Source organism: Streptomyces sp. NPDC059002, assembly GCF_042740435.1.
In the GTDB taxonomy this organism is placed as follows: domain Bacteria; phylum Actinomycetota; class Actinomycetes; order Streptomycetales; family Streptomycetaceae; genus Streptomyces.
On sequence record NZ_JBHYJI010000004.1, the window covers coordinates 1 to 23,435 of the forward strand.

Consider the following 23,435-nt stretch of genomic DNA (forward strand, 5'->3'; position numbering starts at 1 on the left):
GTCGAGGACCCGGCTCTTCGGCTGTGTCAGGCCGTCTCCGGGCCGCCCCGCCTGCGGCGGGCGACGACGACCGCTGCCGCGCCCGCGGCCATCGCCACGCCTGCCGTGCCGAGGAGGGCGGTGGAGGGGATGGAGGCGCCGGTGGAGGCGAGGGAGCCGCCGGTGTCGCCGCCGGCCGAACCGCCGCCGCCCACGGAGCCGGAGCCCGTGGTGCCGGTGCCGGTGCTGGCGGTCGGGTCGTTGCCGGTCTTGCCGTCGTCGGACGGGAGGTCGCCGCCGAGGGCGACGGTCACCGGGTCGAGCTTCTCGCCGGGCTCGTAGGGGCGGGTGCCGCGGTTGGCGAACTGCTTGGCACCGGGCTCGGTGAGGGTCGCGGGGACCTTGTCGAGCAGGACGACGTCGTTCTTGGCCTCGTACGAGACCTTGGAGAGGTCGAGCGTGGCGAACTCGACGTCGTTGTTGGTGCCCTGGGGCGTGGTGACGTCGACGAGGAGGGTGCCCTTGGCGCCGTTCGCCTTCACCTTGATGTCGCTGAACTTCATGTCGATGCCGTGCGCCTTGTAGGCGAAGCGGACGCTGCCGCCGAAGGAGGCGTCGATCTTCTTGGCGTCGGAGTCCACGTCGGCCTTGGCGTACGGGAACGTGTAGCCGCTGGAGACCTTCTTGGCGCCGCCCGCGACGGTCGCGTCGCCGCCGGTGGAGATGTACGTGCGGAAGGACTCCTTCAGGCCCCAGGAGAGGCTGCCTTCGGCGATCTTGTCGGCGGGCCGCTCGGTGCCGGAGGTCGGCTTCGCGGAACCGGTGGGGTCGGCCGTCGGCTTGGCGGATCCTGTCGGGTCGGCCGTGGGCTTCGCGGAGCCCGTCGGCTCGGGCGATCCGGTCGGGTCGGCCGTGGGCTCCTCGGTCGGGGCGGCGCCCGCCTTCACCGTGAGGGTGGCCGGGTCGAGCTTCTCGCCCTCCTTGTACATGCCGTTGAACGCCTTGGCGCCGTCCGCCGTCAGCGTCGCGGGTATGTCCTTGAAGGTCATCGCGCCGCCCTCGCCCTGGCCCGGCTTGATGGTGCTCAGGTCGAGCTTGGCGAGGTCGATGTCGTTCTGGGTGGCGCCGTTGAGGGTGACGTCGGCCTGGATGGCGCCGCCCTTGCCCTCGGTGACGACCTTCACGTCGGCGATCTTGATGTCGAAGGCGTGGGCCTTGGAGAGGAAGCGGACGTTGCCCTTGAAGCCGACACTGGTGGCGTGCGTCGGCCCGGGGTCGTACGTCCCCTTGCCGTCGGTGAAGGTGAACACCCCGTTGTCCGGCGCCTGCTTGGCGCCGTCCGTGGCCTCGATCGAGCCCATGGCGATGCCCGTGACGTACTTGCGGAAGGACTCCTTGACGCCCCAGTCCAGCGTGCCGTCCTTGAGTTCGAGCTTCGGCGGCGCGGCCTTGTCGCCGTCGGCGGCGAGCGCCGGCAGGGCGAGGGCGGTCGCGCCGAGCGCACAGGCGGTCGCGACGGCTGCCGCGAGGGTGAGAGGTCGACGGGTGGCGGCCATGATCAGGCTTCTCCTTCGGGAGAGGGGGATGGATGCGTGAGGGGGCTGACCGTGGAGCGGGTCAGCGGCGCGGCAGGTCAGGAGTCGGCGGACGTCGGGGTGTCCGTGGAGCCGGGGGCGGCCGCCGCCGTGCGCTTCTTGCGTACGACACCGAACGCGACCGCCGCGGCGAGCAGCACCGCCACACCCGCGCCGATGCCGATCGGCACGGCGTTCGACGAGGAGTCGGAGGAGTCGGCGGCGTTCTCGGTCCTGGGCTCCGCGGACTTCTCCGGCTGCGGTGCGGGCTTCGCGGACGAGCCGAGGTCGGGCAGCGCGGGCAGCTCCGCGCCGGCGTCGAGGGCGACGGCGAGCGAGAGCGGGTCCATGTCGGAGCCCGCCTTGTACATGCCGCCGAAGGCCTTGGCGCCGTCGGCGGTGAGCTTGGAGGGCACCTCGGTGAGGGCGACGAGGCCGTCCTTCGGCTTCAGGTCCTTGTCGGCGGCGGCGAAGGTGACCAGGGGCGCCTTCTTCAGGGACACGCCCTTGTCGCCCTTGCTCTCGACGTCCGCGCTGAGCGTGCCCTTGCCGTCCTTCACCTCGACGGCGACATCACTCAGCGCGAGGTCGAGGCCGTGTGCGCCGGTGAAGCGGACGGTTCCCGCGAAGTCCGCGTCGAGGGTCCCCTTCTTCTCGTCGTACGTCCCCTCGCCCTGCGGGAAGCGGAAGAGCGCGCCCCCGTCCTGGGCACCGGCGGACAGCTTCCACTCGCCCTTGGCGATGGATCCGGTGACGTACTCACGGAAGGTGCGGCGCACGCCCCAGTCGACGGCGGCGTCCTCGATGCGGCCCGCCTTCGCCTTCTTCTTGTTCTTCCTGTCGGCGGACTTCTCGTCCTTCTTGCCGGCGGACTTCTCGTCCTTCTTGCCGTCGGGCTTGGCGGCCAGGTCCGTGGACAGGCTCACCGGGTCGAGCGCGGTGCCCGCGGTGTAGTACCCGGCGAAGGCTTTGGCACCCTGTGAAGTGAGCGTCGCGGGAAGGTTGTTGAGGGCGATCGGCCCCGTGCCGCCCTTCATGTTGATGCCGGAGATGTTGAGCGAGGCGAGCGGGACCTGCGGGGTCGATGTGACCTTGCCGGTGCCCTTCTCCTTGCTGACCATGTCGGCGTAGAGCGTGCCGGAGCCGCCGGAGATCTTGACGGTGGGACGGCTGATCGTGAGATCCAGCTCGTACGAACCGCCCTTCTTGTGCCCGGTGAAGCGCACCCCGCCGGAGAAGCCCGCGTCGAAGGCGCCGCTGTCCGGGTCGTAGGAGCCCTTCGCCGAGTGGAAGCGGAACTGGCTGCCGCCGACCGTGGCGGCGCCGCCCTGCAGGGTCGAACTCCCTTGGGCGATGGGCCCGGTGACATAGCTCTGGAAGGAGGATTTGATGCCCCAGTCGAGCCGTCCGCCCTGGACCGTGCGGCTCTCGGCGTGCGCGGTGACCGCCGGGAGCAGTGCTCCGACGAGTGCGGTCAGGACGGCCACGGATCCGGCGCGGGCGGTGACGCGCGCCTGTCTCGACGACGGCATGGGGACCCCTCCAGGTCTAGCTAATGAGGTAAGGCTAACCTAAACTACGATCATCCCGGCCGGAACCCCCACCACCGGGAACCCCGGCACCCCAGACCTCAACAGCACGACAGGACGGTGGACTTCGGTGCGTATGCCGCGCTCACTCCGTATCGCAGGCGCGTGGGCCGCCGTACTCGCCCTCGGCCTCACGGGGTGCCAGACATCGGACGGCGACGGCGGCACGGGGTCGCCGAAAGCGCAGGCGAAGGCGGCCGCGCCCGACCGGGTCGAGCCCCTGAAGAACCGGCCGAAGCCCGTGCTGCCCGCCACCGTCACCTCCGCCGACGGCCACCAGGTGACCGTCAAGGACACCAGCCGCATCGTGCCGCTCACCGGCAGCCTCAACGAGATCGTGTTCACCCTCGGACTCGGCGACCACGTGGTCGCGCGCGACATCACCGCCACCTTCGACCAGGCCAAGAAGCTGCCGGTGGTGACACGTGCCCATGACGTCTCGGCGGAGAGCGTGCTCTCCCTCAAGCCGACCGTCGTCCTCGCGGACACCACCACCGGCCCCGCCGAGGCCATCGGCCAGATCCGCGACGCGGGCATCCCCCTCGTCGTGTTCGACCCGGCGAAGGGCCTCGACGACGTGAGCCCGCGCATCGAGGCGGTGGCCAAGACCCTCGGCGTCGAGAAGTCGGGCACCGAGCTGACGAAGCGGACCGAGCAGCGGATCGCGGCGGTCCGCAAGGACATCCCCGCCGACAAGGGCGCGAAGAAGCCGCGGGTCGCCTTCCTCTATCTGCGCGGCCCGGCCTCCGTCTATCTGCTCGGCGGCCGTGAATCCGGGGCGAGTTCGCTGCTTGAGGCGGCGGGCGCGGTCGACGCGGGCAAGGAGTCGGGGCTGACGAAGGACTTCACGGCGATCACCAGTGAGGCCCTCGCCAAGGCCGCGCCCGACGCGATCCTGGTGATGAAGAAGGGACTCGCATCGGTGGACGGCGTGGACGGACTCCTCAAGGTCCCCGGGGTCGCCGAGACCCCCGCGGGCCTGGACCGGCGCATCGTCTCGATCGACGACGGAGTGCTCCTCAACTACGGGCCGCGCACCGACCAGGTGCTGAAGTCCCTGGTCGAGCAGCTCTACGGGGACACCAAGTGAGCGTCCTGACCAAGACCGCGGAGCCGAAAGCCGCGGTGCCGCCCGGTGAGACCCCCCACCGCCGTCGGGGCGCCGCGCTCCCGCTGACCGTGGGGCTCGTGGCCGCCCTCGTCCTGCTCTGTCTGATCTCCGCGGGCACCGGCGCCTACCGGATCCCGCTCGGCGACGTGCTCGGTTCCGTGCAGCACAGGATCGGGCTCGGCGGCAGCGCGCTCGACCGGGTCGGCGAGAGCGTCCTGTGGAACGTGCGGCTGCCGCGCGTCGTGCTCGCGCTGCTCGTCGGCGCCTCGCTCGGCTGCGCGGGCGCGCTGATGCAGGGCGTGTTCGGCAATCCGCTCGCGGAGCCCGGCGTCATCGGGATCTCGTCGGGCGCGGCAGTCGGCGCGGTCGCCTCCATCGCGCTCGGCCTCAGCTTCTTCGGGAACTGGACCGTCACCATCTGCGCGTTCGTCGCCGGACTCGCGACCGTCCTTCTCGTGTACGTGATGTCGCGCGACGGCGGCCGTACGGAAGTCGTCACGCTGATCCTCACCGGCATCGCCGTGAACGCCTTCGCGGGCGCGCTCATCGGCCTGTGCATCTTCTTCGCGGACAACGCGCAGATCAGCCAGATCACGTTCTGGCAGCTCGGTTCGCTCGCCCAGGCGACCTGGCCGAAGGTGCTCGCGGTGCTTCCGTGTGCGCTGCTCGGTCTCGCCGTCGCGCCGTTCCACGCACGGAAGCTGGACCTGCTCGCGCTCGGCGAGCGGCCCGCGCGGCATCTGGGCGTGGACGTCGAGCGGCTGCGCCTCGTGCTCGTCCTCGTGGTGGCCCTGCTGACCGCGGCCGCCGTGGCCGTCGCCGGGATCATCACCTTCGTCGGCCTGCTCGTACCGCATCTGCTGCGGATGGCCGCAGGTCCCGGGCATCGCTTCCTCGTGCCCGGCAGCGCGCTCGGCGGGGCGCTCGTCCTGGTCGCGGCCGATCTGGCCGCGCGCACCGTGGCGGCACCCGCCGAGCTGCCGCTGGGCGTGCTCACCGCTCTCTTCGGCAGCCCGTTCTTCTTCTGGCTGCTGCGCAGGACCCGTCGCAAGCAAGGTGGTTGGGCATGATCGGGCAGCTGGGCAAGCGGCTCTTCGGCGTACGCGAGCGTGCGCTGCCGGGGCCGAGCGCCGCCGGTGACGTGCTCGCCGAGGCCGAGGGGCTGCGGGTGCGGCTCGGCGGGCGCGAGGTGCTCGCCGGGATCTCGCTGGCCGCCCGCGCCGGTGAGGTGCTCGCCCTGGTCGGGCCCAACGGCGCGGGGAAGTCGACCCTGTTGGCCGCGCTCGCTGCCGACCTGCCCGCGGACGAGGGCGTCGTCCGGGTCTGCGGCAGGCCCGCCGCCGAGTGGCCGGCGCCCGAACTCGCCCTGCGCCGCGCCGTGTTGCCGCAGTCCGCGGCGCTCTCCTTCCCCTTCCCCGTCGAGGACGTCGTCCGCATGGGCCGCGCGCCCTGGGCGGGCACCCGTCTCGCGGACGACGACGACCGGATCGTGCGCGCGTCCATGGCCGCCACCGAGGTGGGCGATTTCGCCGTACGTCCCTTCTCCGCGCTCAGCGGCGGCGAGCGGGCCCGGGTCGCGCTCGCCCGGGTCCTCGCCCAGCGCGCCCCGCTGCTGCTGCTCGACGAGCCGACCGCCGCGCTCGACCTGCGCCACCAGGAACTGGTCCTGCGGATCTGCCGGGAGCGGGCGGCGGCCGGGGACGCGGTCGTGGTGGTCCTGCACGATCTGGGTCTCGCGGCGGCGTACGCGGACCGGGTCGCGGTGCTGCGCGGCGGGAGCGTCGCGGCGGAGGGCGCGCCCGTCGACGTCTTCGACGAGGAGCTGCTCTCCGAGGTGTACCGGCAGCCGGTGGAGGTCTTCCCGCATCCGCGGACCGGCGCACCCGTGGTCGCTCCGCTCCGGGGCGCGCACCCCCCTGTTTGACCGTTGCTTTGCCTGGTCATGGGCGATCCATCAGCCCGTTGTGATCAGCCTGTGAGCGGCCGTGGAGCTTGAGAGCTGAATCACGGAACAGACGGGTATCACCGAGGTAAGGCTCAGTTAAGTTAGGTCCGCCTCACCGGCCTGCGGTGGGGCCAGCGCCTGCCCATGAACCGCCTTGGAGCCCTCTATGCGACCCGTGCGACCCGCCCGCGTCTCCGTCGTCACCGCCGTCGCCACCGCGGCCGCCCTGACCGCCGTCACGGGCTGCACGGAGAAAAGCGACGCCGAGGACGGCGGCGCGAACAGCGTGCACGTGACCGCCACCGACGAGAAGTGCGAGGTCTCCAAGAAGGAGCTCTCCGCCGGGCACGTCGAGCTGTCCATCGAGAACAAGGGCTCCAAGGTCACCGAGGTCTACATCCTCTTCCCCGACGACCGCATCGTCAGCGAGCGCGAGAACATCGGCCCGGGCACCAAGCAGAAACTCACCGCCGAGGTGAAGGCCGGTTCGTACGAGATCGCCTGCAAGCCCGGCATGAAGGGCCCCGGCATCCGCCAGAAGGTCACCGTCACCGGCGGCGGCAGGACCCCCGAGCGGGACCCGCGCCTGGACAGGGCCGTCGCCGAGTACCGCGCCTACGCGCAGGCCCAGGCCGACGAGACGCTGCCCAAGACGAAGACCTTCACCGACGCCGTCCGCAAGGGCGACCTGGAGGCGGCGAAGAAGGCGTACGCCGCCTCCCGCATCGGCTGGGAGCGCACCGAGCCGGTCGCCGAGTCCTTCGGCGACATCGACCCGAAGGTCGACGTCCGCGAGGACGGCCTCGAGGAGGGCCAGGACCTGGAGAAGGACTGGACGGGCTGGCACCGTCTGGAGCGCGCGCTGTGGAAGGACAAGAAGATCGGCGCCCGCGAGAAGACCCTCGCCACGCAGCTCGACAAGGACCTCCTCGACTGGCAGAAGCGGGTCGGCAAGGCCGTGATCACGCCGACCTCCATGGCCAACGGCGCCAAGGAGCTCCTGGACGAGGTCGCCACCGGCAAGGTCACCGGCGAGGAGGAGCGCTACTCGCACACCGACCTGGTCGACTTCAAGGCCAACGTCGAGGGCGCCCAGAAGTCCTACGAGCTGCTCAAGCCGGTCGCCGCCGAGAACGACCCGAAGCTGGCCAAGGAACTCGACCAGCAGTTCGGGGCCCTGAGCAAGCTCCTGGAGAAGCACCGCAAGGGCGGCGCCGACTCCTACGAGTTCACGTCGTACGACAAGGTCGGCAAGGCGGACCGCAAGGAGCTGCAGGACGGCGTCAACGCGCTGGCCGAGCCGTTGTCGAAGCTCGCCGCGGCCGTCGCCAAGTCCAAGTAGCGGCAAGGGGGAACGATGACTGAGATCACCACGGACGACGCGGGCACCGCACCCGGAGCGGGCGTCGACGAGAGCGGCTCTCCCGCGCCGTCCAGGCGTTCACTGCTCGGCTGGGGCGGCGCGGGGCTCGCGCTCGGCGCGGCCGCGGCGGGCGGCGCGGTGGCGATGACCCGCTCCGGCGACGAGGTGGCGCCCGCCGCCGAGTCGGGGGCGGCCGTCGCCTTCCACGGCGCGCACCAGGCCGGTATCGCGACCGCCGTCCAGGACCGCCTGCACTTCGCGGCGTTCGACGTGAAGACCGATGACCGCGAGGAGTTCGTCCAGCTCCTCAAGGACTGGACGAAGGCCGCGGCGCGGATGACCGCGGGGCACTCGGTCGGCGAGGGCGCGTACGGCGGGCTCGCCGAGGCGCCGCCGGACGACACCGGCGAGGCGCTCGGCCTCAAGCCGTCCCGGCTCACTCTGACGATCGGCTTCGGACCCTCCCTGTTCGAGAAGTTCGGGCTCACGGACCGGCGGCCCGAGGCCCTGGTCGACCTGCCCAAGTTCCCCGGCGACAACCTCGACAGGACCCGCAGCGGCGGCGATCTGTGCGTGCAGGCCTGCGCGGACGACCCGCAGGTCGCGGTGCACGCCATCCGCAACCTCGCCCGCATCGGCTTCGGCAAGGTCGCCGTGCGCTGGTCCCAGCTGGGCTTCGGCAAGACCTCGTCGACGACGCCGGGCGCGCAGACCCCGCGCAACCTCTTCGGTTTCAAGGACGGCACGCGCAATGTGTCCGGCGAGGACTCCGCGGCCCTGGCCAAGCACATCTGGGTCGGCGGGAAGGACGGGCCTGACTGGATGACGGGCGGCTCCTATCTGGTGGCGCGGCGCATCCGCATGAACGTCGAGACGTGGGACCGCACGCCGCTCGGCGAGCAGGAGGACATCTTCGGCCGCGACAAGGGTGAAGGCGCCCCGGTCGGCAAGGCCAAGGAGCACGACGAGCCGTTCCTGAAGGCGATGAAGCCCACCGCGCACGTGCGCATCGCGCACCCGTCGGCCAACGACGGGGCGACGATCCTGCGCCGCGGCTACTCCTTCACGGACGGCACCGACGGCCTCGGCCGCCTGGACGCGGGCCTGTTCTTCCTCGCGTACCAGCGTGACGTCCGCAAGGGCTTCATCCCGGTGCAGCGCAATCTGGCCCGCTCCGACGCGCTCAACGAGTACATCCAGCACGTGGGTTCCGCGGTCTTCGCGGTCCCGCCGGGCGTCCGCGACAAGGACGACTGGTGGGGCAGGGGCCTGTTCACCGGGAAGGCGTGAGCCGATGTTCGGCAACTATCTGATCGGCCTGCGCGAGGGCCTGGAGGCCAGCCTGGTCGTCTGCATCCTCATCGCGTACCTGGTGAAGACCGGGCGGCGGGACGCGCTCGTACCCATCTGGATCGGCATCGGCGTCGCGGTGGCGCTCGCGCTCGGCTTCGGCTGTGCGCTGACCTTCGGTTCGCAGGAGCTGACGTTCGAGGCGCAGGAGGCGCTCGGCGGTTCCCTGTCGATCGTCGCCGTGGGCCTGGTGACGTGGATGGTCTTCTGGATGCGGCGCACGGCACGGCACTTGAAGGCCGAGCTGCACGGGAAGCTGGACACGGCGCTGCAGATGGGCACGGCCGCGCTGGTGGCGACCGCGTTCCTCGCGGTGGGCCGGGAGGGCCTGGAGACGGCGCTGTTCGTGTGGGCGTCGGTGCGGGCCTCCAGCGACGGTTCGCACGCGCCGCTGATCGGCGTGATCCTGGGGCTGCTCACGGCGATCGCGCTCGGCTGGCTGTTCTACAAGGGCGCGGTCCGCATCAACCTGGCGAAGTTCTTCACCTGGACCGGCGCGATGCTGGTCGTGGTGGCGGCGGGCGTCCTCGCGTACGGGGTGCACGACCTCCAGGAGGCGGAGTTCATCGGCGGCCTGCGGGACAAGGCGTTCGACATCAGCACGACGGTCCCGCCGGACAGTTGGTACGGCACGCTCCTCAAGGGCGTCTTCAACTTCCAGCCCGACCCGACGGTGCTGCAGGTCGTGGTCTGGCTGCTGTACCTGGTGCCGACGCTCGCGTTCTTCTTCGCGCCGACCAGGCCGGGGTCCCGCGACAAGGCCCCGGCGGCGGGGAAGGCAACAGTTCCGGAACAGGGTTGAGCGGGACACCTCAGGCCCGAACTCCCGTGCCTATGATCATCGTTCACCAGTTGTTCGACATCTGAGGATCCCCCCATGCGTAACTCCCGTCTCGGGAAGAGCCTTGCCACGCTGACGGCCGCGACCGCCGTGGCGCTCGGCGCCTCGCTCCTGACCGCCCCCACCGCCTCCGCGGTCGGCGGCAGCGCCTGCACCAAGAACGTCAAGAACCACAACATGATGGTCATCAACGTCGGCGCCACCGCGCACTCGGGCCCCGGCGGCAGCTACCGCAAGGTCAAGCGCCTCGAGTGGTTCGACCAGGTCTACGTCCGCTGCTACACGGTCAAGCGCGGCACCCAGTGGTACTACGGCGACCTGCCGGGCACCAGCAAGCGCGGCTGGGTCGACGCGATGCTCCTCCAGGAGATCTGACCCGCGCCGCACGCCCTTTTCCGGGGCCCGATATGGTTCGGCCCCGGGAAGGGGTAGGTGAAGGTATTCCGATGAGCAAGGTTCGCAGGGTTCGCGGTCTCGGTCGGCCTGTCGTGGCGACGGCGGCGGTGACGGTTCTGGCGCTGACGGCGAGCGGATGCGTGACCGTGCACGGCGAGCGCGAGGTCGTGCCGTCGGCCACCAAGTCCGAGGCGGCCAAGGCCCTCAAGGAGTTCCTCACCGCCTACAACAAGGCGGACGCCGCCTACGATCCCGCCCTGGACGCGGCCCGGATCACCGGCCCGCTCGGCGCCATCAACCAGGCGGGCCTCACCTCGCGGGGCGTCCAGCACCCGGACGGCAACCCCAACGCGGTGCCGCTGAAGCTGACGGACGTGAAGTACTCGATCCCGAAGAAGGCCGGCTGGCCGCGCTGGTTCCTCGCCGACTCCAAGGCCACCCGCCGCTCGGACCTGCGCTGGCTGTGGGTCTTCACCAAGAGCGGCCCGGACGGGCTGTGGCGCGCGACGTATCTGAACCTGGTCTCGCCGGACAAGATGCCCGAGCTGAAGAAGGACGAGGACGGCTGGGCGGAGCCGGTGACCGTGGGCGCCAAGGATCTCGCGCTGCCCCCTGCCCGGCTCGGCAAGGAGTACACGTCGTACTTGAAGTCGGGCGGTGACGTCTTCGCGCCCGGCGACCACACGACGCGCTGGAAGGCGTACCGCGACAAGAACACCGAGCGGGCCGGTCTCGCCGTGCAGTACATCGACGAGCCGCAGAACGGCGGCACGTTCGCGCCGCTGGGCCTGCGCACCGAGGACGGCGGCGCGCTGGTGTTCTTCTCCACCCGGCACTACGAGAAGCAGACCGCGTTCAAGGGCCTGAGCCCGAAGGTCGACGCGGACGCGAAGGCCCTGCTCAAGGGCGAGGTGAAGCAGTCCCTGCTGCTGGACCGCACCTCCAACCAGGTGGTCGTGGACCCGAAGAAGCCGGGCGGCGGGAAGGTGACGTTCCTCGGCCGCATCCAGGGACTGACGGGCGCCAAGGGCGACTGAGCGCCGCGCCCTTAGGGGGCGCCCCAGGCCGCGATGTCGTCCTGCGGCTCGCCCGCGACCCGGGCGCACTCGTCGGTGAGCGTCTCCAGGAGCGTCAGCGGGTCCGGCAGCGGATGCTCGGGGCCGCGCACCCAGCGCATGTCCAGGTCACCGGGGAGCCGGGCGGGCGGCACCAGGACGTACGAACCGCGGCAGTGCCAGCGCAGGCCCGGGTGCTCGTCCATCGTCTCGGGGTGGCAGTCCAGCTCGCAGGGCCACCACTCGTCCTCGTCCTCGGGGGTGCCGCGGGTGGCGGTGTAGAAGAGCAGCCGCCCCTGGCCGTTGCTGTCGCCGGACTCGGCGACGGGGCCCACCTCGATACCGGCCGCGAGCAGCCGCTCCAGGGCCGCGCGCCCGGCGTCGAGCGGCACGTCGAGGACGTCGTGGACCATGCCGGTCGCGGTGATGAAGTTGGCCTGCGGCTGATGGCGGGCCCACCGCTCGATCTGGCCGCGGTCGGTCGTGGACTGCGTCTGCCAGGCGAAGGAGACGGGGTGCCGTGCGGGCGTGGGACAGCCGATGCGGTCGCAGGAACATCGGTAGCCGGACGGGTGCGCGGCCGGTGCGAGCGGCAGACCGGCCGCCGCGGCGGCGAGGAGCAGCTCCTCGCGGGCCCGGTCATCGCCCGAGGTGTCCTTGGGGCGACGGCGCAGCCACTGGGAAATCCTGCCCTGTCCGCCGGACCGGCTGCCGAACTCCGCGCCCATCTAGCCCCTCACCTCGCCGTTGTGCCGAAAGCATGACCCATGGTCCCACCATCCTGCGCCCCGGGGGGCCGGAGCCCACATCCGGGGTACCTGGGGTGATCCAAGGCGCCGGACCACTTCGCGCGTCATTGCGTACTAAGAAGGGATTTGCACCCCTACGGTGGTCGCCATGGTCATCAGGACTGTGCTGACAGCTCTCACCACGCTGGCCCTCACGGCACCGAGCGGCTTCCTCACCCCGATCGAATGGGGCGGCGGCCCCCTGACCGTGGACGCGCTCCCCCGCGTCGTCTACACCGCGCACCGCGGCGGCGCCCTGGAGGTGCCGGAGAACAGCATGTCGGGCCTCATGGCGGCATACGAACGCGGGACGGCCCAGGTCATCGACTTCGACACCCGGATGCTGGGCGACGGCACGATGGTGGTGATGCACGACGCGACCCTGGACCGCACCACCTACGGCACGGGTCCCGTACGGATGCTGGACCGCGGGACGTGGCAGGACGTCCGGCTGCGCCCCGGCACCGAGCTGCCGGGCCGCTGGCGCCCGGAGCGCCCGCCGACGGTCGGGGAGGTGCTCGACCGGTTCGGCGGGCGCATCATGCTGATGCTGGAGGCCAAGGACCCGCAGAGCCTGAAGAAGCTCGCGCGGCTGATCCGGGTCCGCGGTCTGACCCGCTCGGTGTTCGTGAACTCCAACAGCCCGGCGGTCGCCCGGCGCGCCCACCACCTGGGCCTGCTCGCGCAGTTGTGGCGTTCCAAGACGCAGATGCGCACCGACAGGCCCGAGCGCTGGGCGTCGTACGTGGACGTGCTCGACGTCGACTACAAGGCGCGCGACGCCGATCTGCTGCGCGCGGTGAACTCGGGCATCCCGCGAGTGTGGGCGCACACGGTGACCACGCCCAGGCAGCGCGACCGGGTGCTGCGGCTCGGCTGCAACGGCGTCATCACGGACGCGCCGGGCCTGCTCTCGCGCACCCCGGTGGCGCCGTCGGAACCGGCCGGGCTCAGGGCGCGGGGCGCGGCGTGATGCCGTAGAGCGCGTACTCGACGAGCTGGTCGGCGTACTCGTGGGTGAGCTCGCCGGTGCGCTGCAGCCAGCGCATGGCGAGCGGCCCCGTCCACAGTTCCAGGGCGATGCGGAGGTCCACCGACGCCGCGATGTGGCCCGCTTCCTGGGCCTTGCGCAGGCGGTCGACGTAGAGCTGGAGCGAGGGTTCGAGGAGCTTTTCGACGTACTCGGCGCCGAGGGCCGGATTGAGCATTCCCTCGGCGGCGAGCGCGCGCCAGGGGGCGTCGTACTTGGGGTTCCTGAACTCGTCGATGGTGGCCCGCATGACGAGCTTGAGGTCGGCCTCCAGGTCACCGGTGTCCGGGATCTCGTACTGGGTCACGCTCTGGCCCGCCTTCTCGCCGGCCTCCCGGGCGGCCTGCTCCCCCAGGTCCAGGAAGGCGTCGAGCAGGAGGTCCCCCTTGGAGGGCCACCAGCGGTAGATCGTCTGCTTGCCGACGCCGGCGCGGGCCGCGATGGCCTCGATCGTCATCTTGGCGTAGCCGACCTCGCCGACGAGGGCGAGGGCGGCGTCGTAGATCGCGCGGCGCGAGCGTTCGCTGCGGCGCGTGGAGTCAGGGGCGGTCTTCTGGGCCATGCCGTCGAACGTAGCAGCGGGCGAGGCGAGACGCATCGTCTTGACAAGACGGATCGTCTCGTCCAAAGTGAGAGGCGAAGCGAGACGCATCGTCTCGCTAAAGATTCCCTGACTACGGAGGTACGACGATGTCGCGAGGCGGATCCGGAAACATGCTGGGCGTCGGCGGCACGCGCAGCAATCTCTCCCGCAAGGCGCTGCGCGGCGCGGGCCGCGACGGCCGGGTCGGCGGCGGGCTCAGCCCCCAGGCGCAGAAGCGTGAGCTGCTGCGCAAACTGCAGGAAGGCCGCGAGTCGCACGGCCGGTCATGAGCGACTGGCCGGATGGTGCCGCAACCACCCGTTCGGTGCACAGCGCGAAGGCTCCTCACACCGCACTATGGGCAGCAACTGCCCCAACCAAGGGCAGCACCTGACCCTGCGGTACGTGAGGAGCTTTCGTTGTCCCGTTTTCCTCGCTCTCCTCGGTACGCCACACCCCGGCGCTACCTGATGTGCCCACCGGCACACTTCAAGGTCACGTACTCCATCAACCCCTGGATGGATCCCGCCAAGCCGGTCGACGTGCCGCTCGCCGTCGCCCAGTGGGAGGACCTGCGCGACCGGTACCGCTCGCTCGGCCACACCGTCGAGGAGCTCACGCCGAGGCGCGACCTGCCGGACATGGTCTTCGCGGCCAACGGCGCGACCGTCGTCGAGGGACGCGTGCTCGGCGCGCGCTTCGCCTACCGCGAGCGCGAGGAGGAGGCCGCCGCCCACCTGGAGTGGTTCCGGGCGCACGGCTACACCGAGATCCACGAACCCACCCACATCAACGAGGGCGAGGGCGACTTCGCCGTCACCTCCTCCTACGTCCTGGCCGGGCGCGGCTTCCGGGCCAGCCCGCTCTCGCACGGCGAGGCCCAGGAGTTCTTCGGCCGCCCGGTGATCGGGCTCGATCTGGTCGACCCCCGCTACTACCACCTGGACACCGCGCTCGCCGTCCTCGACGACACGGCGGACGACGTCATGTACTACCCGCCCGCCTTCTCCCCCGGCAGCCGCGCCGTTCTTGAGCGGCTCTTCCCCGACGCGGTGATCGCCGAGGAGCCCGACGCCGTGGCGCTCGGGCTCAACGCCGTCTCCGACGGGCTCCATGTGCTGCTCCCCCAGGCCGCGTTGGGGCTGTTCGAGCCGCTCAGGGCGCGTGGCTACGAACCCATCGGGATGGATCTGAGCGAGCTGCTCAAGGGCGGCGGCAGCGTGAAGTGCTGCACGCAGGAGCTGCGGGCCTAGCCCAGCTTCGCCGGGCAGAGCCTGCGCGGTGCGTCGTCGCCCTTGAGGCGGGCGTCGACGCAGCCGCCGGGCAGCCCTTCGTACGCCGTGGTGCCGAAGTTGGCCGTGACGGTCAGCGTGCCCCTGCCGAACACCGTGCGCTGGACCGTGCGGTCGGCGGTCAGACGCCGGTAGGAGGTGAGGGGCTCGGTGCCTGCGGCCCGGTGCAGGGGCGCGAAGTACCGCTGCAGGGCGGCCAGTTCGGCGCCGTGCTTCGTCAGGGATGGGCCGTCCAGGACGTAGTTGAGGGGGGTGTTGTAGAGCATCGCGAGCAGCGCGCGGTCCTTCTTCTGGCGCGGCAGCTTCTCGTAACTGAGTTCCCAGCGCTCGGTGTTGACCAGCGAGCCGTGCAGCGCGGTCTCGTAGAGCGGGGCGCGGTAGCGCGGGTCGTAGAGGGACTTCGCGAGGTCGGCGGGCAGGTCGACCGGCTTGAAGAAGACGCCGGGGGCGTTCTCCGGGTAGTAGCCGCCCCACTTCTCGCGGTCCTTCTGCAGCGCCCACAGGCCGTCGGCGACGGGGGTGCCCGCGCCGTGGTCGAAGGCGAGGACCTGGTTGGCCCAGGCCGCGGCGGACTCCGAGCCGAGGACCAGGCCCCGGTCGGCGATGCGGGCCATGCGGGCGAGCCGGTTGCGGCGGTCCTGCGCCTTGGTCATCGGGTGCTTCTTGTCGTGGTCGCGGAAGAGTTCGCCCGTGGCGTCCACGTCGAGGAAGTAGCTGTCGGCGCCGTTGGCGACCATGGCGCGGGTGCGGTCGGCGAGGTAGTGCCTGCGGGGCTCGGCGCGTTCGAAGGCCGCCGTGCTCAGATAGCAGCCGCGGCCGCCGAAGCCGGTCTCGGGCCTGCCCTCGGCGTCGCGGACGCAGAAGTCCGGGTAGACGGTGCCGGGCCAGACCGCGTTCGGGGCGTCGGCGCTCTTCGGGTCCTGGCCGTTGGCGAAGGAGTCGTAGGGGCCGATCAGATATCCGGCCTTCTTCGCGGCCTGCACCGCGGCCTTGTCGGGGTAGGGCGTGCCGTCGTAGCCGAGCCACATCCGGTCGACGCCGAGCTTGCGGAGCCGCTCGATGCCCTCCGCCGTGCGGGCCGTGCCCCAGGTGTAGGCGTGGAAGGCGCCGAGGAGCTGCTCGGTGGCTGGGTTCTTCTCGATCTTCCGCTTCAGGCTGCCGAGCCGGCCGCGCTCGGCGAGGTAGGAGCGGTAGTCGGCGGCGGGTGCGACCGCGTTGCCGTCGGTCAGGGCGAAGGTGACGGCGTAGTCGCGGGTGCCCGCGCCGCGGTCGAAGGTGTGCTCCGCCGTGGTGCGCAGCCGGCCGCCGGGGGTGGTGAAGCCGAGGGTCGTGCCGATGTCGGTGGGGGTGAGGTAGCTGACGCCGGTCCGCCCGCCGAGGGAGTAGCCCCACAGCGGCAGCGTCAGGCCTTCGCCGACGTCGACGGCGCTGCCTCCGAGCCCGCCCTCGCCGGTGGTCCAGAAGGCGTCCCGCACGGGGATGTCCAGGCCCTCGCCGCGCGGGAGCTGGAGGGCGGACGCGGTGGCGTCGGTGCCGGTGACGGGCCAGCTGACGGAGGTGTCGCGGTCCGCCTTCAGTCGCACGGAGAGGCGGCCGTGGTCGGTGCGGGCGGTGACGGACATGCCGCGTTCCGGGTAGCTCCAGCGGGCCAGGTCCTTGCCGGTGCGGGTCACCGGGCCCGGTGCGCCGAGTCCGGTGTCCGCGGCGTCGGAGAGGGTGAGGTCGCGGCCGTCGCGGGTGCGGGCGCGCACGGCGAGCGAGGCGGTGTCGACGGCCGCGGTGCCGCCGTCGACGGCGAAGGTGACGCGGGTGCCGCGCGGCGGCTCGGCCCCGGCGGTGAAGGCGTAGGTGGTGGCGCAGGCCGCGGTGACCGCGAGCGCGACGGACAGGGCGAGGAAACGCCTCTCCGACCGCCTGCGGGCATGGCCGGGAGAACTGATCTTGGTGGGCATGGGGATGTGGATAGTCGCCGGGGCTAAGAACCTCTTAAGAAGAGGGCCAGTTCAGCCACCTGGCCGAGGACGTGCTAACAATACGGACGCACGCACAGGTGCACAGACCGACCTGGGCGAACGCGTCACGACAATCAAAAAGTTGGGTCCACAGGGGCCCAGGGGGAAGAAGAGGTATCAGCGCAGTGAACCGTATGCGCACGTCCGCCGCTGTCCTGGCCACCGCGGGGGCACTCACGGCCGCGCAGCTCGGCCTCGCCGGGTCCGCGTCCGCGGCCACCGGCTCGACCGCTCCGAAGGCCGCGCCGCGCGCCGTCGCCGGCTGCCCGATCGACATCACCTTCCCGAAGCGCTTCTACTACGACGCCCAGGGCAACGTGAAGAACGGCGGGCTCTACTTCGGCATCAAGAACAAGAGCACGAAGAGCATCAAGAAGGTCACCTTCACGGTGACCAACACCAAGAACCTCCGCTTCAAGAAGGCGACGCCGACCGGCGGCAAGGTCACCCACAAGACGTCGAAGAGCGTCTCCGTGTACGACAAGAGCCTCAAGGGCAAGGCCAAGCTCGGCGTCAAGGTCCAGACGCAGCTGAAGAACTTCAACTCCTACGGGGCGAAGTTCACGCTGCACGGCACCGGCTGGCACTGCTCGGTCAACCAGGGCGTCTGGGGCCCGGCCTGAGTCACCCCGCGGACGGGGGCGGCCACGCGTCGCCCCAGTCCGTGTCGCGCGCCGCGCGGTAGAGGGGGCCGTGGCGCTTGGTCACGGTCTCCCTGCGCAGCTCCTCGTCGGCCCCGCACAGGTCGAGGAGGACCTGGCCCTTGCGGATCTGCGGGCGGCGCACGACGCGGGAGGGTGCGGGGGCCGGGTCGAAGCGGACCGCCGCGACATAGCTGAACTTCTCGTCCTCGTACGCCAGTGAGCCGCCCTTGACCTTGCGGTGCAGGGACGACCTGCTGACCCGCGCCGAGAAGTGGCACCAGTCCGTGCCGGGCTCGATGGGGCAGGCCGCGCTGTGCGGGCAGGGCGCGGCGATCCGGAAGCCCGCCGTGAGCAGCCGGTCGCGCGCCTCCATGATCCGCGTGTAGCCGTCCGGGGTGCCCGGCTCGATGACGACGACGGCCTGGGTCGCGGCCTCGGCCGCGGCGTCCACGACCGAGCGGCGGTCGGCCTCCGTCAGCTCCCCCAGGACGTACGACACGGTGACGAGGTCGGTGCTCTCGATGGTCAGCGCGGCGTCGATACGGGCCCGCTGCCAGCGCGCGGCGGCCAACGGGGCGCAGGACGCGGCCAGTTCACGGCCGAGGGCGAGCGCGGGCTCGGCCCAGTCGAGCACCGTGACGGGACGCTCGCCGGGCCAGGTCGACGCGACCGCCCAGGTCGCGGCGCCGGTCCCGCCGCCCACGTCCACCTGGCTGCCGGGCGCCCAGCCCTCGGGCGCCGCGTCCGCGAGGGCGCCGAGCGCGGCACGTACCGCCTCGAAGGTCGCGGGCATGCGGTACGCGGCGTAGGCGGCGACGTCCGCGCGGTCGCGCAGGATCGGCGCGTCGGTCGGTGTGCGGCCCCGGTAGTTGGCGATGAGCCGGTCGACGGCCTGCGCCGCCTGCTTGGGCGGGAGTCCGTCGAGGAGCCCGGCGAGCGCGGTGCGCAGCGTATCGGCGGGGGCGGCCGGGGAAGCCGGGGGGATCGGGGCGTTCACCCGGCGATTCTACGGGGGTAGGAGGGAGCCAGGAGCCGACGGCGGACGGGGCGGAGAGGGAGCGTCATGATCACAGAGGTGCGGCAGGCCCGGGTGTCCGACCATCCCGCGATCGTCGACCGGGTGCGGACCTGGTGGGGCGACACCCACTCCGCCGAGCAGTCGCGCGAGCTCTCGCTGCTGCTGCCCCGGCTGTTCCTGCAGTTCTTCGCGCACACCAGCCTGGTCGTCGAGCGGGACGGCGGCATCGGGGCCTTCCTGATCGGGCTGCACTCCACCGACGACGACCACGGCGCGTACATCCACTTCGTGGGCGTCGCCCCCGGCCTGCGCGGTCAGGGCGTGGGCCGCGGGCTCTACGAGGAGTTCTTCCGCCGGGGCGCCGCCGCGGGCCGCACGGAGGTCCGGGCGATCACCTCGCCGCACAACACCCGCTCCGTCGCGTTCCACCGCGCCCTGGGGTTCACGCTGGAGCCGGGCGACCGGGAGATCGGCGGACTGCCCGTGCACAGCGACTACGACGGGCCCGGGCACCACCGGGTCTGCTTCCGCAGGGCGCTGGGGGCGCCGTAGCGGCTACCGGCCCCGGGCCGCCCTGGCAAGCCGGGTGGCCGCCGCCGCGCGTGGCGCGCTGTCGGCGGGCCTGCGCCGCGGGTGCACGGTGTTCGCGAGGAGCACGAGGAACGTGTCCGTCACCGGGTCGAGGACCAGGGACGTGCCGGTGAAGCCGGTGTGGCCTGCCGCTCCGCCGCCCGCGAGCTCCCCCATGAACCACGCCTTGTCGATGGCGAAGCCGAGGCCCGGCGCGGTCAGCATCAGCTCCACGAAGTCGGGGCCGAGGATGCGGGCCCTGCCGTACGAGCCGCCGCACAGCAGCGTGCGGCAGAACACCGCGAGGTCGCGGGCGGTGGAGAAGAGGCCCGCGTGCCCGGCGACGCCGCCGAGCGCCCACGCGTTCTCGTCGTGCACCGTGCCGCGCAGCATCCCCCGGTCGGCCTTCGCCCACGGTCTGCGCTGGTCCTCCGTCGCCGCGGCGTCCGGGCGCGGACCGAAACCGGTGCCGGTCATGCCGAGCGGCCGGGTGATGCCCTCGCGGACGAGGACGTCGAGGGGGCGGCGGGTGAGGCGTTCGAGGACGTGCTGGAGCAGCAGCATGTTCAGGTCGGAGTAGACGTACGCGCCGGGCTCGGTGACCGGGGCCTCCGTCCGCAGGGCGGCGAGCCGCGCGGCGTGGTCCGGGCAGTCGTACAGCGGCAGTTCGGGCCGCAGACCCGAGGTGTGGGTGAGCAGCTGGCGGACCGTGATGCCGTGCTCGGCGGCGGCCCTGAACTCGGGGACGTACGCCCCCACCAGCGCGTCGATGCCGAGCGTGCCGCGCTCCAGCTGCTGCACGGCGGCCACCGTGGTGAACAGCTTGGTGAGCGAGGCCAGGTCGAAGGGGGTACTGGTGCGCATCGGCACGCGCCACTCGCGGGGCAGCTCCACGCCCGCGTCGGTCTCCGCGTCGTACGCGGCGTACCGCACCGCCCAGCCCTCCGCCTCCTCGGCGGCGATCACCGGGCCGCGGCCCGCGAGGACGACGGCGCCCGCGCACCAGGGGCGCGGGCCGCGCGTCAGCTCCCGCACCTCGGAGACGAGGCGCCCGATCTCGTCGGGGTCGAGTCCCGCGCGGTCCGGTGTGCCGGCGCGCAGGAGCCGTGGTGCGCTCAGTGGTCCGCTCCCTCCGTGGGGCCGTGCTGCCAGGGGCGGCACAGTCCCACGAAGCAGGCGATGGCCGCCAGCGCGCAGACCAGTTGGACGACGGCCATCGGGACGGCGGTGTCCTCGCCCGCGATGCCGACGAGCGGCGACGCGATCGCGCCGATGAGGAACGACGAGGTGCCGAGCAGCGCGGAAGCGGAACCGGCGGCGTGCGGGGTGCGGATCAGCGCGAGGGACTGGGTGTTCGGCATGGCCAGGCCCATCGCCGACATCAGCACGAAAAGGCCGGCCGCGACCGGAATCAGCCCGATGTCGCCGAAGACGCCGGTCGTGAGCAGCAGGAGCGCGGTCGCGGCGAGGGTGATCACGGTCAGGCCGAAGGCGAGCACCTTGTTCAGGCTGATCCGGCCGACGAGGACCTTGCCGTTGATCTGGCCGACGACGATCAGGCCGACGGAGTTGATGCCGAAGAGCAGGCTGAAGGTCTGCGGGGACGCGCCGTAGATCTCCTGGATCACGAAGGGCGACGCGGAGATGTAGGCGAACAGCGCGGCGAACGCGAAGCCGCCCGCGATCATGTAGCCGGTGAAGACGCGGTCGGCGAGCAGCGACCGCATGGTGCGCAGCGCCTCGGCCGTGCCGCCGCCGTGCCGCTTCTCGGGGGCGAGCGTCTCGGGCAGGCACCGCCAGACCAGCGCGGTGAGCGCGATGCCGACGCCGGTCAGGACGACGAAGATGCCCCGCCAGTCCGTGAAGCGCAGGACCTGGCCGCCGATGAGGGGCGCGACGACCGGTGCGACGCCGGAGATCAGCATGAGCGTGGAAAAGAATCGCGCCATTTCCACGCCGTCGTAGAGGTCGCGGACCACGGCGCGGGCGATGACGATGCCGGCCGCGCCCGCGAGCCCCTGCAGGAGGCGGAAGCCGATGAGCAGTTCGGCGGTGGGCGCGAAGGCGCAGATCGCGGTGGCGAGGATGTAGACGAGCAGGCCGATGAGGAGCGGGCGGCGGCGCCCCCACTTGTCGCTCATCGGGCCGACGACGAGCTGGCCGAGCGCCATGCCCATCAGGCAGGCGGTGAGGGTCAGCTGGACGGTCGCGGCGGGGGAGCTCAGGGCGTCGGTGACCTCCGGCAGGGCCGGGAGGTACATGTCCATGGAGAGCGGGGGGACGGCGGTGAGGCCGCCGAGGACGAGGGTGACGAGCGCGCCCGTCCTGCGGACGGCGACGGGGTTCGTCGGCCCCGTCGCCGTCCGTATCTCGTGCTCTTCCGTGGTCTGCCCGCGCTCAGGCATCGTGCCCCTCCCGGTGGGTTCTGGATCCGCTGACCATGGTCGCAGTTCCGGGTGGGTGGTGCGGACCGGTTTCCGTCCTGAGCGCCGTCTCCTGGGGCGCCGCCCCAGACCCCGCTCCTCAAACGCCGGAGGGGCTGGAATTTAGCGCCGGAGGGGCTGAAATTTGGAGCTAGACCGGCTTCAGGCCCGGGTTGCCCGACTCGGTCACGAAGGAGGCCGTCGTCTTGATGGAGGCCCCGGGGACCGTCACCGCGCTCACCGTCTTGAAGTCCGCGCGTGCCTGCTCCCTGTCGAGGGAGACCGTCACATAGCCGCGGCGGCCGTTGTAGAACTTCAGGTGGGGGTTGGCCTTGGTGTAGGTGTCCCAGTTGGCGGGCTTGTCGGCGCCGTCCTTGCCGCTGGATATGGACGTGGCGACGATCTCGGTGCCGAGGGTCCTGGAGGACGGGTCGTCGAAGTCGGCCTTGATGTCGAAGGCGTAGCCGACGTGGACGTCGCCGGTGAGGATCATGAGGTTGTCGAGGCCCGCGGCCTTCGCGCCCGCGAGGACGCGTTGCCGCGAGGCCCGGTAGCCGTCCCAGGCGTCCATGGAGAGCTTGGCCTGTGCGGTGAGGTCGAGCTTGCGCTGGGAGAAGGTGACCTGCTGCGGGACGACGTTCCACTGGGCGCGCGAGCGGTGCCAGCCGTCGATGAGCCAGCGTTCCTGGGTGGCGCCGGTGATGGTGCGTGCCGGGTCGTCGGACTCGGGGCCCGGCGCGTGGGCCGTGTCGCCGTAGGCCTGGTCGGAGCGGTACTGGCGGGTGTCGAGGATGTCGAACTGGGCGAGGCGGCCCCAGTTCAGGCGGCGGTAGAGCTGGGCGTCGGGGCCCTTGGGGAGCTGCGGGCGGCGCAGCGGCTGGTTCTCCCAGTACGCGCGGTAGGCGGCGGCGCGGCGGAGCAGGAACGTGGCGGGCGGGTCGTTGTTCTCGGAGGTGTCGTCCGCGTAGTTGTTCTCGGTCTCGTGGTCGTCCCAGGTGACGACGAAGGGGTGCGCGGCGTGGGCGGCGCGCAGGTCGGGGTCGGACTTGTAGAGGGCGTACCGCAGGCGGTAGTCCTCCAGGTTCTGGGTCTCCTTGTTGTAGTGGGCGGGCAGGGTGCGGTCGGTGTAGTTGCGGGCGCCGCCGACCGCGTTCACCGCGTACTCGTAGAGGTAGTCGCCGAGGTGGAAGACGACGTCGACGTCGTCCTGCGCCAGGTGCTTGTACGCGGTGAAGTAGCCGTCGTGGTACGCCTGGCAGGAGACCGCGGCGAGGGTGAGGGCGCCGGGGCGGCTGCCGGTGGGGGGCGCGGTGCGGGTGCGGCCGGTCTCGCTGATCCAGGAGCCCGCCCTGAAGCGGAAGTAGTAGGTGCGGCCCGCTTCGAGGTGTTCGGCCTCGACGTGCACGGCGTGGCTGAACTCGGGGTGCGCGGTGGCCGTGCCCCTTCTGGCGACGCGGCGGAAGCGGGCGTCGTGGGCGAGTTCCCAGTGGACGGTGACGCGCTCGGCGGGGAGGCCGCCGCCGGGTTCGTAGGGGGCGGGGGCGAGCCGGGTCCAGAGCAGTACGGAGGACGGCTGGGGGTCGCCGGATGCGACGCCGAGCGTGAAGGGGTTGTCCGTGATCCTGCGGGCGTCCAGCTCGGCTGCGCCCGCGACGCCCGCGCCGGGCAGCCCGGTGGCGAAGGCGAGCGCGGCGGCGGCGCCGGTGACGGTGAGGAACCGGCGGCGCCCCAAGTGGCGTGCGGCTGCTTCCAGTTCGGCTGTGCGGTGCTGGCCTGCGGCGGTCATGTGGCCCTCCCCTGACGATTGGTGTCAGGGGCATGGAAGTGGCGGGGGACGACGCCCGACCGTCGCGTACACAACAACCGCATGGC

At 71.7% G+C, this 23,435-nt stretch carries 21 protein-coding genes and 1 pseudogene; 13 read left to right on the plus strand and 9 right to left on the minus strand.

Annotated elements, in window-relative coordinates; all coding sequences use genetic code 11:
* Positions 1 to 26: 26 nt before the first annotated feature.
* The gene (locus tag ACFWZ2_RS05455; protein ID WP_384542177.1) at positions 27 to 1,535 is read right to left on the minus strand and encodes an HtaA domain-containing protein; all 1,509 of its coding nucleotides are present in this window, start codon (positions 1,533 to 1,535) and stop codon (positions 27 to 29) included.
* 77 nt (positions 1,536 to 1,612) lie between these two features.
* Positions 1,613 to 3,085: an HtaA domain-containing protein gene (locus ACFWZ2_RS05460; protein WP_384542179.1), complete on the minus strand. Its 1,473-nt coding sequence runs from the start codon at positions 3,083 to 3,085 to the stop codon at positions 1,613 to 1,615.
* Between the two features lie 133 nt (positions 3,086 to 3,218).
* Between ACFWZ2_RS05460 and ACFWZ2_RS05465 the strand changes: the two genes are divergently transcribed.
* The 8 genes from ACFWZ2_RS05465 (at position 3,219) to ACFWZ2_RS05500 (ending at position 11,185) form a co-directional block, all read left to right on the plus strand.
* Positions 3,219 to 4,232, plus strand: coding sequence for a hemin ABC transporter substrate-binding protein (locus ACFWZ2_RS05465; RefSeq protein ID WP_384542182.1), 1,014 nt, complete (start codon positions 3,219 to 3,221; stop codon positions 4,230 to 4,232).
* Positions 4,233 to 4,267: 35 nt separating this feature from the next.
* Positions 4,268 to 5,323, plus strand: coding sequence for a FecCD family ABC transporter permease (locus tag ACFWZ2_RS05470; RefSeq protein WP_384542761.1), 1,056 nt, complete (start codon positions 4,268 to 4,270; stop codon positions 5,321 to 5,323).
* Positions 5,320 to 6,177, plus strand: a complete 858-nt coding sequence (locus tag ACFWZ2_RS05475; protein ID WP_384542185.1) for a heme ABC transporter ATP-binding protein — start codon at positions 5,320 to 5,322, stop codon at positions 6,175 to 6,177. Before ACFWZ2_RS05470 ends, ACFWZ2_RS05475 begins: the two co-directional genes overlap by 4 nt.
* Positions 6,178 to 6,373: 196 nt before the next feature.
* Positions 6,374 to 7,540 (plus strand): iron uptake system protein EfeO, encoded by a 1,167-nt coding sequence (efeO, locus tag ACFWZ2_RS05480; RefSeq protein ID WP_384542764.1) that lies wholly within the window; start codon positions 6,374 to 6,376, stop codon positions 7,538 to 7,540.
* Positions 7,541 to 7,555: 15 nt separating this feature from the next.
* The gene (gene efeB / locus ACFWZ2_RS05485; protein WP_384542188.1) at positions 7,556 to 8,851 is read left to right on the plus strand and encodes an iron uptake transporter deferrochelatase/peroxidase subunit; all 1,296 of its coding nucleotides are present in this window, start codon (positions 7,556 to 7,558) and stop codon (positions 8,849 to 8,851) included.
* Between the two features lie 4 nt (positions 8,852 to 8,855).
* Positions 8,856 to 9,713, plus strand: a complete 858-nt coding sequence (efeU, locus tag ACFWZ2_RS05490; RefSeq protein ID WP_384542191.1) for an iron uptake transporter permease EfeU — start codon at positions 8,856 to 8,858, stop codon at positions 9,711 to 9,713.
* Between the two features lie 75 nt (positions 9,714 to 9,788).
* A complete protein-coding gene (locus tag ACFWZ2_RS05495; protein ID WP_384542193.1) occupies positions 9,789 to 10,127 on the plus strand; it encodes an SH3 domain-containing protein in 339 nt (112 codons plus the stop codon).
* A 71-nt stretch (positions 10,128 to 10,198) separates the two neighbouring features.
* Complete coding sequence (locus ACFWZ2_RS05500; protein WP_384542196.1) at positions 10,199 to 11,185, plus strand: hypothetical protein; 987 nt, start codon at positions 10,199 to 10,201, stop codon at positions 11,183 to 11,185.
* 11 nt (positions 11,186 to 11,196) lie between these two features.
* Here the strand turns inward: ACFWZ2_RS05500 and ACFWZ2_RS05505 are convergent, their stop codons facing one another.
* Positions 11,197 to 11,931, minus strand: a complete 735-nt coding sequence (locus ACFWZ2_RS05505; RefSeq protein WP_384542199.1) for a bifunctional DNA primase/polymerase — start codon at positions 11,929 to 11,931, stop codon at positions 11,197 to 11,199.
* 169 nt (positions 11,932 to 12,100) lie between these two features.
* Here ACFWZ2_RS05505 and ACFWZ2_RS05510 point away from each other — a divergent pair, with 169 nt between their 5' ends.
* A complete protein-coding gene (locus tag ACFWZ2_RS05510) occupies positions 12,101 to 12,964 on the plus strand; it encodes a glycerophosphodiester phosphodiesterase (RefSeq protein ID WP_384542201.1) in 864 nt (287 codons plus the stop codon).
* Here the strand turns inward: ACFWZ2_RS05510 and ACFWZ2_RS05515 are convergent.
* Positions 12,942 to 13,583 (minus strand): TetR/AcrR family transcriptional regulator, encoded by a 642-nt coding sequence (locus ACFWZ2_RS05515; protein ID WP_384542204.1) that lies wholly within the window; start codon positions 13,581 to 13,583, stop codon positions 12,942 to 12,944. The two genes, ACFWZ2_RS05510 and ACFWZ2_RS05515, sit on opposite strands and share 23 nt — an antisense overlap.
* 128 nt (positions 13,584 to 13,711) lie before the next feature.
* On the opposite strand from ACFWZ2_RS05515, the gene ACFWZ2_RS05520 reads away from it, so the two are divergent.
* Positions 13,712 to 13,894: a DUF6243 family protein gene (locus ACFWZ2_RS05520; RefSeq protein ID WP_384542207.1), complete on the plus strand. Its 183-nt coding sequence runs from the start codon at positions 13,712 to 13,714 to the stop codon at positions 13,892 to 13,894.
* A 129-nt stretch (positions 13,895 to 14,023) separates the two neighbouring features.
* On the plus strand, positions 14,024 to 14,857 hold the full coding sequence (gene ddaH, locus ACFWZ2_RS05525) for a dimethylargininase (protein WP_384542211.1): 834 nt from the start codon (positions 14,024 to 14,026) through the stop codon (positions 14,855 to 14,857).
* Here ddaH and ACFWZ2_RS05530 read toward each other — a convergent pair.
* Positions 14,854 to 16,848 (minus strand): glycoside hydrolase, encoded by a 1,995-nt coding sequence (locus tag ACFWZ2_RS05530; RefSeq protein WP_384542213.1) that lies wholly within the window; start codon positions 16,846 to 16,848, stop codon positions 14,854 to 14,856. The genes ddaH and ACFWZ2_RS05530 overlap by 4 nt on opposite strands.
* 194 nt (positions 16,849 to 17,042) lie before the next feature.
* Here ACFWZ2_RS05530 and ACFWZ2_RS05535 point away from each other — a divergent pair, with 194 nt between their 5' ends.
* Positions 17,043 to 17,531 (plus strand): hypothetical protein, encoded by a 489-nt coding sequence (locus tag ACFWZ2_RS05535; protein ID WP_384542215.1) that lies wholly within the window; start codon positions 17,043 to 17,045, stop codon positions 17,529 to 17,531.
* 1 nt (position 17,532) lies between these two features.
* On the opposite strand, the gene ACFWZ2_RS05540 is transcribed toward ACFWZ2_RS05535, so the two are convergent.
* The gene (locus ACFWZ2_RS05540; RefSeq protein WP_384542217.1) at positions 17,533 to 18,549 is read right to left on the minus strand and encodes a small ribosomal subunit Rsm22 family protein; all 1,017 of its coding nucleotides are present in this window, start codon (positions 18,547 to 18,549) and stop codon (positions 17,533 to 17,535) included.
* A gap of 42 nt (positions 18,550 to 18,591) precedes the next feature.
* Between ACFWZ2_RS05540 and ACFWZ2_RS05545 the strand changes: the two are divergent.
* Positions 18,592 to 19,122: pseudogene (locus ACFWZ2_RS05545) on the plus strand (GNAT family N-acetyltransferase); the annotation flags it as partial.
* Positions 19,123 to 19,125: 3 nt separating this feature from the next.
* Here ACFWZ2_RS05545 and ACFWZ2_RS05550 read toward each other — a convergent pair.
* From ACFWZ2_RS05550 to ACFWZ2_RS05560, 3 genes are all read right to left on the minus strand, one after another.
* Positions 19,126 to 20,301 (minus strand): serine hydrolase domain-containing protein, encoded by a 1,176-nt coding sequence (locus ACFWZ2_RS05550; RefSeq protein ID WP_384542219.1) that lies wholly within the window; start codon positions 20,299 to 20,301, stop codon positions 19,126 to 19,128.
* Positions 20,256 to 21,545, minus strand: coding sequence for a Bcr/CflA family multidrug efflux MFS transporter (locus tag ACFWZ2_RS05555; RefSeq protein WP_384542222.1), 1,290 nt, complete (start codon positions 21,543 to 21,545; stop codon positions 20,256 to 20,258). The genes ACFWZ2_RS05550 and ACFWZ2_RS05555 overlap by 46 nt, the downstream gene beginning before the upstream one ends.
* 169 nt (positions 21,546 to 21,714) lie before the next feature.
* Positions 21,715 to 23,349, minus strand: coding sequence for an alkaline phosphatase D family protein (locus tag ACFWZ2_RS05560; protein WP_384542225.1), 1,635 nt, complete (start codon positions 23,347 to 23,349; stop codon positions 21,715 to 21,717).
* Positions 23,350 to 23,435 lie beyond the last annotated feature (86 nt).

Coding starts and splice junctions, on each gene's coding strand:
- ACFWZ2_RS05560 (WP_384542225.1), bottom strand. CDS start 23,349: ATGACCGCCGCAGGCCAGCACCGCACAGCCGAACTGGAAGCAGCCGCA.
- ACFWZ2_RS05495 (WP_384542193.1), top strand. CDS start 9,789: ATGCGTAACTCCCGTCTCGGGAAGAGCCTTGCCACGCTGACGGCCGCG.
- efeB (WP_384542188.1), top strand. CDS start 7,556: ATGACTGAGATCACCACGGACGACGCGGGCACCGCACCCGGAGCGGGC.
- ACFWZ2_RS05530 (WP_384542213.1), bottom strand. CDS start 16,848: ATGCCCACCAAGATCAGTTCTCCCGGCCATGCCCGCAGGCGGTCGGAG.
- ACFWZ2_RS05500 (WP_384542196.1), top strand. CDS start 10,199: ATGAGCAAGGTTCGCAGGGTTCGCGGTCTCGGTCGGCCTGTCGTGGCG.
- ACFWZ2_RS05520 (WP_384542207.1), top strand. CDS start 13,712: ATGTCGCGAGGCGGATCCGGAAACATGCTGGGCGTCGGCGGCACGCGC.
- ACFWZ2_RS05505 (WP_384542199.1), bottom strand. CDS start 11,931: ATGGGCGCGGAGTTCGGCAGCCGGTCCGGCGGACAGGGCAGGATTTCC.
- ACFWZ2_RS05475 (WP_384542185.1), top strand. CDS start 5,320: ATGATCGGGCAGCTGGGCAAGCGGCTCTTCGGCGTACGCGAGCGTGCG.
- ACFWZ2_RS05535 (WP_384542215.1), top strand. CDS start 17,043: ATGCGCACGTCCGCCGCTGTCCTGGCCACCGCGGGGGCACTCACGGCC.
- ACFWZ2_RS05510 (WP_384542201.1), top strand. CDS start 12,101: ATGGTCATCAGGACTGTGCTGACAGCTCTCACCACGCTGGCCCTCACG.
- efeU (WP_384542191.1), top strand. CDS start 8,856: ATGTTCGGCAACTATCTGATCGGCCTGCGCGAGGGCCTGGAGGCCAGC.
- ACFWZ2_RS05555 (WP_384542222.1), bottom strand. CDS start 21,545: ATGCCTGAGCGCGGGCAGACCACGGAAGAGCACGAGATACGGACGGCG.
- ACFWZ2_RS05460 (WP_384542179.1), bottom strand. CDS start 3,085: ATGCCGTCGTCGAGACAGGCGCGCGTCACCGCCCGCGCCGGATCCGTG.
- ACFWZ2_RS05515 (WP_384542204.1), bottom strand. CDS start 13,583: ATGGCCCAGAAGACCGCCCCTGACTCCACGCGCCGCAGCGAACGCTCG.
- ACFWZ2_RS05465 (WP_384542182.1), top strand. CDS start 3,219: ATGCCGCGCTCACTCCGTATCGCAGGCGCGTGGGCCGCCGTACTCGCC.
- ACFWZ2_RS05455 (WP_384542177.1), bottom strand. CDS start 1,535: ATGGCCGCCACCCGTCGACCTCTCACCCTCGCGGCAGCCGTCGCGACC.